The sequence below is a fragment of the Acinetobacter sp. UBA6720 genome, from assembly GCF_002454215.1.
Taxonomy (GTDB): domain Bacteria; phylum Pseudomonadota; class Gammaproteobacteria; order Pseudomonadales; family Moraxellaceae; genus Acinetobacter.
Map to the genome: position 1 here is coordinate 20171 of NZ_DKIK01000029.1, position 14751 is coordinate 34921.

Consider the following 14751-nt stretch of genomic DNA (forward strand, 5'->3'; position numbering starts at 1 on the left):
TACAAAATGTGTAACTCTAGCCTGAATTTGTGCTTTTTATGTGCCACTCTATTGCATAAAATAGGAGCAATACCTGTCTTAAAATCATTCACATCAAATCTTCCATTTAATATATTTTTCAAACAAATACGCATAAATACCACTGAAAAAATATCAAGACGGATGGATAAAAAAAAGCCCATTTATCTTACTCAGAAAAGGGGCTTTTCACTGCTCAGATGAACTAATTTGGAATCCTGACACAGAAACCAACTTGTCCTTTTTGCTTCGGTGCTAACACACCTGGAATCGTCCATTTTAACTGCCCTGAACTTTCCTGAGTTTGACACCCAGATGCCGTACAAGACATCGTTCCATAGACCGTACCAATTGGAACACTATCCTTTAAAACAATATCAACTAAATTTTTATTTGAATTATTGGTATAGGTGATTTGGTATTCTAAATAATCCCCTTTTGTTGCTTGGTTCGATACTGTAAATGGCGTTGTCTCATTACTCGGTGCTGGGCATGCTGTCGTTTTACGAACCAGTTTACTGATGTTTAAGCCAGCCGTTCCAATCGTCGTAATGTCATTGACACTATTCGTTTCCTTCAGCGTTGCTGCAGTATAAGAGGCTTTTGCGTTCACTTTAAAGCTAGCAATGAAACGATCTCCTCCTTGAGCTGTTGTCGGAGAAATCACACGCTGAATCAAACAGACTTTTTCATTAGCTTTCATCATTCGGCTCGCAAGCAAACTCTCGCCTTGATCTAACTGCCCATTACAGTTGCTATCCACATAAACCAAACTCTGCCAAGGCTGATTATTAGCGGGCTGTTGTTCTTTAGTTTCCGTTAGCGTTTGAACATTCATCACACTCTTAGCAGTTAACTCGTGTGGATAATCCACCACATCTCCCGCCACAATGGTTTTTTGTCCATTTTGGGTGAGAACTAACTGCAACTCGGCATCCCCAAATAAGAAGCCGTCATAACTGGTGACATTGTTCGCTTTAGGAATAGTGAACTGATCATTGCTGCTATCAGCGGTCGCTGTGACCGTGCTTGCTTTTGCAGAACTTACCGAGTCAAAACCTGTCACATTACGTTGTACAAGACAAACATTACTACGTCCAGAAAAGACATCTTGTAATGTTTGGATTTTAAAATCGCCATTTGCATTCGTTGTAGTCGAGGCTAGAACCGTTTTGGTACTGCAGTCTTGCAACTCAACCACACTACCCGCTATGCCCACTTCACCTGTATCTACAACAGCGTTATAAGCCTTAGTTGTATCTGAGGTCGTTCCACTATTGTCATTAAACACTCGTCCAGAGAATACATAGCCAGCATTTTTGCTGTTGGTCACACGACAAACAAACTTGGACGCAAATTTCACATTCGCTGCTGGAATCGTTTGAGTCAACCCACTTAAACTACCCAAATTACCTGTACTATTGCCCGAAACAGCTGTATTCGTATCCGTACACTCTACCGTCTTGAGCGAATATAGCGTTGAGGCAGATTCAGCAAAACTAATTGCGGTATTCGGTGTCGCATAAGCCAATAAAGAACCTTGCTCGACAGGAGATGTACTTTTCTTTAAGCGTACCGATTGTGCCGTTCCAACCACTGTTGTCACCACCTCACCACTGGTAATAGTTTCAGCATTGCTATTGGTCAAATTTGTAAAAGAGCCGAAGTTGAAGCTATCTGTGCCATTTTCAGATACTTTGTTTATCGCAAACGTTGGCTTTAAACAGGCATTGACTTCATTTAAACCAATACCAATATCATCCCCTGCAACACCAGAACTGGCATAGCTCTGAAACTCTGTGCTCACGACTTTTACACTTGTCACTGTCGTCGGCAATGTAATGGTAAAATTAATTGATCCAGGATCGGTTTGGTAAGACGTCAAAGCATATTCTGCTTGTGCAACTTGTGCTCCATTTAAGGCATTAAAAGTTGCCGTAGTGTTTGAACTTTTACCGGGTGTAACCAACACTGCATAAATAACGCCATCAACCAGCACTCGCATAGTTACACCTGTCGTATTACTACGCGGGCTACCATAAGACCAACTGAGTCGACCTTTTACTTGTAAAGCACCATTTGCTCCTGTGCCATACATCACCGTATTGGGAAGTATGCTTGGATTAGTCCCCGCCGTTTTCAGATCATAACTCTTAGCGGTCAACGTGTTATCAGCATCGTAGCTGGTAAATGCGGTATTCGAGACAAGATTGACAGCCTGACTAGATAGACACTGATTTTGCGAGTTTCCAGTTGTAATGGGCGTATTCTGCGTAATGGTCATGTTCGCAGTTGCACTGTTGTTAGCAGAGTTTCGGTCAAAAACAGTGGTTGAAATAGATGCCGTATTGGCTACAGCCCCAACTTTATAAGCCAACCCTGTTATGGTGAACTCTAAATAATTGACATCTTTCCCATTTGCAGGCAGGTTCAACCCAGTCGCAGTTAAACTATTGCTACTTTCTGAAGTGACCATATTTGCAGTTGTTGGGCAAACAGCCGTGCCATACTTGGTACATGTCCAACTTAAACCCGCAATATTTGCAGGAACAGTATCTGTTAATATCGCATCGGTAACTGCCAATGCACCATTATTCCAAGCTTTAATCGTATATTTAACAACATCGCCCGTATTGTAAGTAGTTTTGTCTGATGTTTTTGAAACTTCTAGGTCGGCAGAGGCAAGGACGGTATCTTGGTCTGCTGTTGTACATGCACCTGTGGTGGAGTTAAATGAACGGGTAATACCGTTTGCATTTAAGGTCGTACAACTAACACCAGTGGATGAACCAAGTGTTGGCAGTTCAACTGTCGCTGTATTAGTAACTGTACTGCCTGCGGCCGCATCCACACGTGCAGTAACTAAAATTTCATAGAATTCACCAGCAGCTAAAGCTCCAGTATCAATCGAGCCCAAACCACTGAGAGCTGGGGCAGTGGTACATTTATTATTGGCAACTGTACTACAGGCCACAGCTGTGGCGGTTAAGCCTGTCCCGACTACATCTTTCAGCAAGGTTCCTGTATACGTATCAGGCCCAGTGTTGGTCACACGAACGGTATAGATCGTTGAGTCACCTGAATAGACTTGAGTTTTACCATTGGTTTTAGAAACAACTAAATCTCCAACCATCGAGTCAACACTAGAACTGCTAAACACAAAAGCATCCTGCAATGCAGTACCTGTTGTTGAACTTTCCGTAATTACTCCAGTAGTTCGGTCTGTTTTAAAATAAACATTAAATTTTAGAACTGTAATAGGTGCAGATGTTAAAACTTGGATACTACCGCTAGCCCCACCATTTGACGCACTCGCTCCCAATACAGAAGATGTATTTCTTATCTCACCATTATTGGTTACAGAGAAATTTACACCAGATAACGCATATACACTGCTAATATTTGCAGTAGTAGTTAATTTGAACTGAGCAGATATCCCTAACAAAATTTCACCAGTACTCGTTAGTGTACGGACAGCGCCTAAGCCTGATATATTAATCACTGGATTCCTAACGGGTCTATCCCACGTTAAAGTAACTTCTCCTACTTGATATCCCAATCCTCCATTTACATTAGCCGTATTGGCTGGACTACCCAAAAACTTACTTGTATCTGCTGTCATCCGTAAACCATAGTTTGAATTTACATCAATACCTTGTCCCGGCAGTGTTCGGGTTGAAGAAAAGTGGGAATTACTTGGGCTTCCTTGATCAACTAATTTTGGGAAAACTGTAAGATTAGTTGCACCAAAGGAAAGTGCAGGGTTGTTATTTGAATCGTAGAGTTGATTCGTTAATGTGTAATCAACATTGATTTTTGGAAAATAATTTAAGGAACCAGTATTATCATTCGGGTTATTTGCATTAAATACATAGGTATTTCTTTGTGCTGATACTGTCGCTCCCACATAAGGTGTTCCTGTATAGGAATTCGACATAATCTCAAGTGTAGGCGTTGCAGCATTTACAAGCGTGACAAAAAGTAAACTCGTAATGAATAATGACAAAGTACGAAGTGTGTGCATGAGTTTGAGCATCTGTGAATGCGTAGCACTGCAATTCCTTGCTTGTTTATTAATTCCCCACATATTTCACCCCAAACTCTAAGCTATGACTTTCATTGCTTTTTATTGCCGCAACTGAACCCTTAATTGCACCCGACTGTCCAAGTGTAGGCGCGCTGAGCGAACCAGACTCACAACTTGTACAAGTTGGTGCTTTACTCATCACCATCGCTTCAGGGGTGTAATCATAAAAATTAAATCGCCCAATGGCCGAAGCCCCCAAGTTTTTCACTGTCAATTGGTACAAAACACATTGCCCAGAACCATCTGAATTACGCGTGATCGGTAACACATTTGAGGTATACGCCGTATCCGCTACACCATCACAATTATTATCCTTGGCTTGTAATTTAGTTAGACGCACAGGCGCACTGGTGATAGTGGTAATATCTGTTGCTGTGTCTAATAACGTACCTGCACTATTTTTTAGGCTAATCACAGAGGTATTTACCACTCCGACCGTGTTATATGCGGTATTCTCAACTTTATTAAAAATACGAATCTGTGCTTTGCTGCTAAGAATAGAAGCATTCACAATAGATAAGTTTTGAATAATCGGGTCAGACGCGTCTAACTGCCCATCATTATTGGCATCATAATAAAGTGTTGTTGTAAAACCAGTACGATCATTCACTATGCTTAAAGTATCTGTTGTAGATAGCACAAACGTTCCCCACGGTTTTAAGGTGTGGGTATAAACAATACTGCCCCCCGGTGCAATTTGCCCTCGCAAATCAGGTTCTAAACTCACACCCCCTTGACTCGCATTTGAGTTAATCGTAATGGCGTTTTGAATCACGTCATAACCATTACTTGGCGCTGAGGTCGGCAAACTAGAAGAGGCCACTTTAAAATAAATGGGAATCGGTTGTGTTGTCGTTTTGGCATCTGCCCGAATTTCAACCACGGCACAATACAACTGTGACTCGCCGTTGTTGAGCAAACGCGTTGAAGCAATTTCTGCCCCAAGTACCGAACAGTCTGTAGTCGATGTAGCAAAATAGCGTACCGAGCTGACATCGCTTGGCAGTGCCACAGTTGCAAAATTATTGTCTGCATCAGCGCTAAAGTTATATGTGGTCGCTTGACCTGTATGGCGTACCGTGAGTGGAAACACCACCGTTTGATTGTTTACCGCAGCTAAGGTTTTCCACGGCGAACCTCCATTCGACACATTGCCATTTCCTGTACCATTTGCGCTGGTTTCTGGACTATTCATCAAGTCCACCAGACGAGAAGCTGTACTTTGAATCAACGATGTCTGATCTTGTACTGTATCTGTTTTACTACTGTCCGCAATTGATTGTGCTTTAGGTACAATGCTATAGGTCGTGTTGGCTGTATCCACAAAATCCGCGGGGAATGTAAGTTTTACAATAATCGGAAGCTTCGCGCCCGCATCGAGTGACCCCGTATCAACAATGCCGTCATTGTTACTATCAAATAGTGGCGTAACACCATCTGCACGATAGAGTTCCAACACACTGCCTGCGGGTAAATTATGGCTGTTAAAACTTAAATTAAACCGATCGGCAACCGTTCCTGTATTCCAGACATAGTTTTCAAAGACAACTGTTCCACCACTACTCACCGCTGATTTAGTTAGTGTATCTGCGCCATTGACACTATTTGCATCAGCATTAATCACCACCCCATAAGTAGGCTTAATGGTTAATACGGCGGTGTTCGACTGTGTGTTTAAATTTGCTGTTGTGGAAAGACCGTCATGGTCATAGTCCATATTGGCCAAGTTTGGAATTTCACCCGGCGCTGTACGCGCCACGCGAACACGGAACTCAATATAACCTTGCGCATTGGCAGGTACATTGGTGATCTGTGCGCGAATCGTTTTACCATCCGTATCAAGATAATAATTGATGCCTGTCGGATCATTTGTCCCTGTCGCAGAATTCAGTGCTTGTCCATTCCAGTTTTCATTACCCGTGACATAGGTCAATTGCGTCGTATCCAACAGGTCGCTGATATTGACTACACCACTGTTATTGCCGTTATTAAAATAGGTTAAACGAACCGTTGCAATATCACCATTTACGACGCTTGTTTTATCAAAACTCTTGGTTAAGCTTAAAACCGCCTGATCGGTGATACGAGATGTATCAATATTATTTTGACTCAGGCTCGGCTGTTGTGTAGACGTCGCTACGAGCTGAATCTGACTGGTGCTATTTACGGCTGCTGTTGAAGGGATGATTGCTTTAATAATCAGGGCAACCGCTTCGCCAGCATTTAAGCTATATTGGGTAATTGGTGTCGTATTATCTGGGACACCATTGCGATCTGCATCCAAATAAATTTCAATATTGTTATGGGTAAAACTGCCACCTGTAACTTGACTTCCCAACAAATTATAAAGATCGCGTTCATTGCCTGTATTGGTTAAAATATGGTGATAATAAACCGCCTGACCCGGACGTACATATTCCGTGCGGTTATCCTTTAAACTGAGGTTATAAACTGGAATCACCGTCGTTTGAACCAAGTTGGAACGTGCCACTTGAACTACGGTAGAGCCTTCTTCTTTGTATTCACCCACCGCCATGTTACTGATAACCAAAGCATCAGCTAAAACCCACGTCGACGCAGTTGCCCCCAATAAGCCCAACATCGCCATACGCAAATTTCGAATCATTTTCTTTTCTGCAAACATTTTCCGAACCTACGCTTAAGGGTTAACACGAATAACAAAGTAGAAATTGGCTTCTTGATTTGGATCTAAACTACTCACCAAAGCGGAAACTTTGTCACCTGAAGATAAATTTGTTCCAGTCGGAACAATGACTGGCGTGCCTACTAGGCTGGTATAGGCTGGTACAACATCATTAAATTGCACATTTTTCACCACGGAACTACCATCATTTTTCAGCGTTAGCTTATACACTACACACTGGTTCGGCTTAACCGAAACCAACTGAGTGGAATAACTCAAAGATGCTAAATTACTGGTTGTACAGCTACTATTCACAGCTTGTGTTTTCAGTAGTTGCAGATGCCCTGTTGCAACCGTGGTTACGTCAGTATTTTTTAAGTTCTCTAAATGAATGCCATTAAAGTCAGAAATCTCGACTAAAATATCAGCCTGACTCACGACCCCTTCAGTTGCAGAAGGCGCTGCTTGAACTTTGAGTAATAACTGAATATCAGCCTGAGCCACTAAACCCGCACTGCCCAAAAGCTGATTTAAACTGGTTGTTGCGCTTATAATTTGGTCTGCACTATCAATCTGACCATTTTTATTCGCATCATAATAAAGGGTATAAACAAAGCCATCATTTTTCAGTGGAACCACTTTCAAATTCACTTGAGAACCTGCGTTTTCACCTTCTGCCATATTACCCAAATTCTTTAAAGTATGCGCATAGACAATTGTGCCGCCCACACTTACCTGACCTTGCTGATCATTGGTTAACGTGAGTAAGCGTGCCACATTACTTTCAATTTGGTTCTTAATGGAGTCCGCTTGTTGATTGACAGGCGATTGAATCGCAAACCAAATTGGTGCTGTAAAATTCTGTTGGCTTGCATCAACATCAACCACCGCACAATAGCTCTTGCTCGCACCCGCAGCTAAAGTACCTGTATTGGTAATCTGCTTACCCACCGTTTGACAGCTGGCATCTCCCTCATAAAATTTGACGCTAAAACCCGTTTTGCTGGTCGGCATGATATTGGCTACATCAATCACGCTAAATGAAGCATACACATTATAGTTATTGGCTTGAGTTGAATTATTCTTTGCCACCAAAGGAAAAACGGCTTTCCCGGAAACCACTTTAACGGTCCGCAGAGGTTGGCCTGCATTATCCACGACACCCACACCTAATCCCGACTGATCGGCGTTGTATAAGTCACTACTGCTGGATGCTGCTGTTAAGCTTGTAATTTGGTTTCGAATTGGGTCAGAGGCGGAACTCGAAGCAATGGATGTCGCAACCACATCAATATTGATATCACTGACACTGCTGGTACAACCCGTAGAAGCAGACACCCCAAGCTGAATTTGTTTTACTGCTGCATTGGAAATTGAACCCGTATCCACTTTACCGTCGCCATTGGTATCTGTGAGTAAGGTTTTTCCATCCTGTGTGTAAAAATTAACTTTGGCACAGCTAGGCAAATTACTTGAGCTATAGCTTAAATTATAAGTATCTGTCGTATTACCAACGTTCCAAACATAGTTGTTAAAGAAAACTTCTTGGCCGGGTTTTAAACTGGCTTGGATCACCAAGTTATCTGGACTGCTATTCGGGTTGCCTGAGTTCGTTGCTGAACTAGATTTATTATTTAAAACCACACCATAGACAGCCGCCAAGTTATAAATCACGGTATTGGAAAAACTGCTTAGTTTTACAGTGGTGTTATCCGTGTCATATTGCACAAAACCTGCTGTGTTTGGAATTTTATTGGCAGCACCTTGTTTGACTTTGGCTTTAAAACTGAGTGTGCCTGATGTGAGTGGTGCAACCGCTGCAATATTCGCTTCGAGACTCTTTCCATCCGCTTTGAGCTGATAAGCAATCCCTGTATTGGCCGATGCTTCTGTATCATTAGCATCGGTTAATGCCGTGGTATTTTGGTTCCAGATTGCTGAGCCTGCGACATACTCTAAAGAATCATCCAATACATCTTGTAATACCACACGACGTGTTGCTGTCCCTGTATTTCGATAGGTCAAGGTATAGGTAATCTGATCCCCTATATTTCCTTCGCTTGCACTCTGAGCCTTCATCAGTGAAATCACAGCATCATCGACTACGCGAATCGTATCTGTGACTTGTGCAGAAAGCGTCGTATTTTGCTGGCTCACCGCTTTAAGATCTAAACTACTAAGCTGATTAAACGACACACTGGTCGGAATACTGCCCACTATCACGATAGCTAAAGATTGACCCGCATTTAGCTCAATTGAACCTGTCAATAAGTCTTCGGTATTGTCTGGTAAACCATTTTGATCGCGGTCTGCATAGACCTTAACATTACTTAAATCAAAATTATCGCTATTACTTTGCACCAAGCTAAGTGAATATTGATCAGTCGTGTTACCCGTATTGGTTAACACATGTGGAAGGTTTACCACGCCACCAATCACACCATATTGGTTTTGATTTTGTACTAAAGTTAGTGCATAGGTTTTTTGCACTTCCAATGCCACAGGATTGGAATTAACCAATAAGACATTCCCCATCTCATCAGTATAGTCCCCAGACGCAACGTTAGAAATATAGCTTCCAGGCTGCGGAAATGCGTGTGCTTCTAATGAAAAAAAAAATATAAACGTCAGAGCAGAAAATTTCTTTTTGTTAATTTTCATATGAATTAGCCAGCAAAAGTACAAACTATGTCACAATTCTATACTATTTTGTATCATAGTTGTTATTGTGTTTACACATTTATGAGATAAATTTTGTACAGCGCCATTTCGTAATTTATCCATCATTCAAAGCTGGTCGAACTACAGATATAAATGACCGATATATCCAACTCAACATCCCCCCTTCAGCCGCTTACAACCTCCAAAGCAGAAGGCACATAAAAGCAAACCCTGATGGCTACCCTATGGATCTCATCCTCCGCTTTGCGCAAAAAACAACGCCCAATGAAATTCATTGGGCGTTGATGTGGAACAAGACTCAATCTAATTCGAAACTAAGCCTTCTAGCGAATAAGCTTACAACGTATGTTGATCCTTGACATCTTCAAGAACATCATCGAGCTCTTCTGGATTTTTCATTAAATGTAGAATAGACAAAATCAGTCCACCCCATAAAAATACCATTGAAATAATCATCATCACGATTGCTGAAGTATTCATATATGCTCTCCTAGCGATCTTTCATTTTACTGAGTATGACTGCAACGACAGCACAGAAAATCACACTGCCCCACCCAAAGACGCCTTGTAGACTCATGCTATAAGTATCGTAACCATTTTTCACCAAGTTAAATACAGTCATGCTCAACGTGATTAATAAGATCAGCGAAGTAATAACTGTTAAAGTGAAATCCCAGCCTTTACCCAATTGAATGGTCGAAATACGGTTTACGTGATCACGAAGCTCACGTAAAGCAGAGCGCTTAAACCAAGCCACACTGATAATCGACAACAATGCACCACCGATAATCCCAATATTATTGATAAAGTGATCCACGATATCTACCAATTTAATCGCATTCACACTTGAGAATAAGATCACCGATACCAGTGCACTACCACCACCAATAATGGTCACTGCTTTTTTACGGCTCCATTTTAGCTTGTCCTGCATCGCAGCAATTGGTACTTCCAAGATACTCACCATGGAAGAAATACCTGCGACAAACAATGACGAGAAGAACAACAGACCGAATAAATCAGCACCTGCACCCAAGCTTGAAATGATTTTTGGAAACGCAATAAATGCCAGACCAATACCACCACTGACGACATCTTGTACTTCTTTACCCGCCGCATGTGCCATAAAGCCCAATGCTGCAAAAATACCAATACCCGCCAAGATTTCAGTTGAAGCATTGGCAAAACCAACGATCAGACCCGAACCCGTTAAGTTAGTTTTCGGCTTTAAGTAAGAGGAATATGTCACCATGATCCCGAAGCCAACGGAAAGCGAGAAGAAAGTATGACCATACGCCGCCAACCACACTTTATAGTCCATCATCGCCGACCAGTTCGGTGTAAAGAATGCATTTAAGCCTTCTGCTGCACCTGGTAAACGAAGCGATTGCACCACTAAAATGGTGAATAAAACAAATAACAGAGGCATGAAAATCTTATTCGATAATTCCACACCTTTTTTCACCCCACCAAACAAAATAATTAAGGTCAGTGCCCAAATTCCCACGATTGGCCAAAATAAATGACTCACAAACTGTAAATCGAAACCCGTTGCTTTCGACGTTTGTAAGTAGGTATTAAAGAAGAAACTTTCAGGGTCGCTGCCCCAAGCCTGACCAATCGAGAAGTAAACATAGCTTCCCGCCCACGTCAGTACGCTAGCATAGTACAAACCAATGATGATACACACACAGACTTGCCACCAACCTAATGTTTCACCGCCTTTAAACAAAGCCCGATAGGCTTTAGGGGGAGAACCTGTACTGCGATGCCCTGTTGCATAGTCTAAAAATAACAGGGGTAAACCTGCCGTAATCAACGCCAATAAATAGGGGATAAGAAAGGCACCACCGCCATTTTCATAAGCAACATAAGGGAAACGCCAAATATTACCTAAGCCTACAGCCGAACCTACAGCTGCAATAATAAAACCAGATCGTGATGTCCAGTTTTCACGAGTTCCTGACATAAAACACCTAAACCTAGACACTTTTTAACTGCTTTTTATTTGCTTATCTCGCAAGTAAAAAGTGCCATACAATATTAATCTTGAGTGTTTGATTTAGCTTCGACCTTTTGGGTACCCGGTTCTAAATGACAAACAGAGAAGTTTTCACAAGACCTTGGTTAAAGTGTGTCGATTAAACTTCCCTTTTATATGGTTCAACAATACTCACTTTTATAAAAATATTCTGTAATTTCTGCTTCAAATATTCCATTTTTATAATATGAACTGATTCAACCGTTCAATTTATCAGCTTATTTATTGTACTGTTTTGGTTATGAATTAACAAACTTTTTAGAATGATTTGTTTCCGTTATTTATTAGCTAAACTATTTAGAGGAATCACAAAAGCCAAAGTAGCAATGAGCACATCTCATATATTCTAATTATCTCTATTAAGCCATATTTTAAAAATATATTTTTCACGTTTTTATTCAAATATTATCAGAGAAGAAGATAAACCCATGATCATGTGACCTATGTGTTAAAACCATAAACCATTGTCCTCCCCTTTATCTCACCTACATTATTCATATCCTCATTTCTTTAGTATCGAACAGATATTGAGCAGTCCATTTCATTCTGAATAAAATTAAAATTGCTTAAAATAGAAGCTCTCCAACATCAGTAGATCTTCTATGATCCCAAGTTAAACCGCTCCAAAAGCCTATTTATTTACATGAAGAATATCCCTATTTTATGAAAAAATCATTTTTGTCAGTTTAGGCTTACATGCATCGTCGTTAAACCCGCTATGATACACATCGCTCATCACGTATATTTAAAACATCAGGAGACAGGACGTTTCCCAAACGAAAAACAACAATAATCAGTTTGAGCATCAGGATGTGAGATATGACAGGAGTTGTATCTAAGCACTGAAATACAAAGAAACCTCGACAGGATGTCGGGGCTTCTTTTTATCTACCTATATATATTAAAGTTTAATATAGGTTCGAAAGCCTCGGCTTGCATAGTATGAGGCAGCACCATTGTGATAGCTAAATGTCCGCCCATAACGTCGATCACAGAAAATCGCTCCACCCTGTTGGCGTAGTTCATTTGGTGTTTCGACCCAACTGGATGTTTTCAAATCAAAACTGAACAATTGCTGTAAAGCATAATACTGAGATTCAGTCATAAGCATCACAGCATGTTCTTTAACCCAATCCATCACCGTATTTTCAGGAGGATGATCTTTACGCGTGAGTAAAGCCTCTTGGTCATAGCACATACTCCGCCGCCCTTTTGGCGATTCAAGTGCACAGTCAAAGAAATACAATGCTTGAGTATTCAGCAATACAGCCACATCTGGCTCACCACCACTAAGCTCCATGTGATGTAATGACCATAACTTATCTGGCTGCCTTAAAAGTTGTTCATGGATATCTGCCCAGCGGATATGCTCATGACGTTCCATATGTGTCTGAAAGCGTTGTTTCAAAATTTTGAATAGATTATTGGCTTGTTGAGGGTCGAGTTGCTGATGCACTTTAGTCATTCTTCTTATCCTGCTTATTTTAAGCATCTATAAGCATAACATTGGCCATGCAAATTGAGCACATCACTCGCATTACGCTGTTGTTCAAAAATAAAAGGCCCTCTGTTTGAGAGCCTTTTATTTCATTCATATCATCAAGACGGTGCCTTGACTGAGCTTGAAACTTTCACTTGAGACGTTACAGTTTCTTCAGCGTTATTCAGACGAATGAAAGAGACGGCAATTGCAGCAATAATTGCTGGAATAGCAACTGCAATAAAGTTCATTTTATGCGGTAGCTCCATTCCCAGCAGCACCCCAATGACAATTGGTCCGACAATCGCACCAACACGCCCAATGCCAGATGCCCAACCTAAACCTGTTGAACGAACAGCCAGCGGATAATACTGCGCTACATAACTGTATAATAAAATACTACAGCCTATCGACGCAGCTCCTGCAAGAGCAACCAATAGATAAATCACAGGCTGGGGTGAATTAAAACCTAAACCAACAAGCGCGACTGCGCCAACAATCAACATACTGATAATGACAGGTTTCAAGTGGAAACGGTCTGCAAGAATACCCCCTCCTGCTGTTCCAATCACCGCACCAATATTCAAAGAAAGTAAAAACATCAAACTACTCCCCATCGAATAACCCGCAGCCATCATTAGTTTTGGTAACCAACTGCCTAAGGCATACACCATCAATAAGCACATGAAAAAGCAGCACCAAAATAAGATAGTGCCTCTAGCACGGCCATTCTTAAACAAGGCAGCGACAGACGCATCTGGCACTTTTGCTTCATTCAAGATTAAAACAGTATTTGGCGACACCGTCTCGTCAGGAACCAAACGTTGAATAATATTACGTGCTTTTTCAGTTTGTTGAGCTTTCACCAAAAAAGTGACTGATTCAGGTAAGAATTTCCATAAAATTGGGATAAAAAGTAATGGAATACCTGCAATGAAGAACATAATTTTCCAGCCAAACGTCGGGGTGAATGCTGCACCTAACAATGCCGCCATAATGCCACCCATGGCATAACCACTAAACATGGCTGTCACCAAAGTGCTGCGAAATTTTTGTGGAGCATATTCCGAAGTAAGCGCAACCAAATTAGGTAACACCCCGCCAATCCCAAGACCAGCAATAAAACGTAAAATACCAAACTCAGTAGGTGTTGATGCAAAACCACCTGCAAACGTGAAACCGCTAAACAAGGTGACACAGATAATAATAACTTTTTTTCGGCCAATTTTATCCGCTAACATCCCAAATAGCATTGCGCCAAACATCATACCTGCTAAAGCAGTACTGGCCAGCATACCAGCCTGTACTGCTGTCATTCCCCACTCTTTCATTAAGAGCGGTAAGGCAACGCCATTAATGGCTAAATCATAACCGTCAAATAAGACGACAAATAAACACCATAAAACAACCGTTAGATGAAAGGGTTTAAACTTCGCCTGATCGATTACAGCATTTACATTCATTGTTGTCGCTGTCATTTTTTCCTCACCTCCAACTGTGAGCTTTATTATAAAAAGTGAATCATTATTCACTTTTATATAAAATGAATCATTATTCATTTTTTGTCTATAAATAAAGCAATCAAAACTGCACTTTTTGGAAAAACTAGACTAAAGTTGTATAAAAGTGCGGTAAAACGATTTGCACTTCTTCAAATTCTTTGATAAATGGTAGATATTTCACATAATTTTAATTTATATAAATGTATTTTTGTATAATTTAGCGCATATTCTCCGCTCTCATTCTCTTCTTCCCGATTGACTATTTCGCTAACTGCATAATAAAAAAAGCCCCCTAAC

Annotated in this window: 7 protein-coding genes; all 7 read right to left on the reverse strand. The window is 41.0% G+C overall.

Annotation, left to right across the window (positions count from 1 at the left end):
• Positions 1 to 223: 223 nt before the first annotated feature.
• Positions 224 to 4042 carry a prealbumin-like fold domain-containing protein gene (locus B4F08_RS02540; protein WP_291372965.1) on the reverse strand — a complete coding sequence of 1273 codons (3819 nt, stop codon included), beginning with the start codon at positions 4040 to 4042 and terminating at the stop codon, positions 224 to 226.
• Between the two features lie 49 nt (positions 4043 to 4091).
• Positions 4092 to 6749: a hypothetical protein gene (locus tag B4F08_RS02545; RefSeq protein ID WP_291372967.1), complete on the reverse strand. Its 2658-nt coding sequence runs from the start codon at positions 6747 to 6749 to the stop codon at positions 4092 to 4094.
• 15 nt (positions 6750 to 6764) lie between these two features.
• Positions 6765 to 9284: an isopeptide-forming domain-containing fimbrial protein gene (locus tag B4F08_RS02550; RefSeq protein ID WP_291372969.1), complete on the reverse strand. Its 2520-nt coding sequence runs from the start codon at positions 9282 to 9284 to the stop codon at positions 6765 to 6767.
• Between the two features lie 483 nt (positions 9285 to 9767).
• Positions 9768 to 9911, reverse strand: coding sequence for a methionine/alanine import family NSS transporter small subunit (locus tag B4F08_RS02555; RefSeq protein WP_086210379.1), 144 nt, complete (start codon positions 9909 to 9911; stop codon positions 9768 to 9770).
• 10 nt (positions 9912 to 9921) lie between these two features.
• The gene (locus B4F08_RS02560) at positions 9922 to 11400 is read right to left on the reverse strand and encodes a sodium-dependent transporter (protein WP_086210380.1); all 1479 of its coding nucleotides are present in this window, start codon (positions 11398 to 11400) and stop codon (positions 9922 to 9924) included.
• A gap of 973 nt (positions 11401 to 12373) precedes the next feature.
• On the reverse strand, positions 12374 to 12937 hold the full coding sequence (locus tag B4F08_RS02565) for a DUF4256 domain-containing protein (RefSeq protein WP_291372973.1): 564 nt from the start codon (positions 12935 to 12937) through the stop codon (positions 12374 to 12376).
• 134 nt (positions 12938 to 13071) lie between these two features.
• Complete coding sequence (locus B4F08_RS02570; protein ID WP_086210382.1) at positions 13072 to 14430, reverse strand: MFS transporter; 1359 nt, start codon at positions 14428 to 14430, stop codon at positions 13072 to 13074.
• Positions 14431 to 14751: the final 321 nt, after the last annotated feature.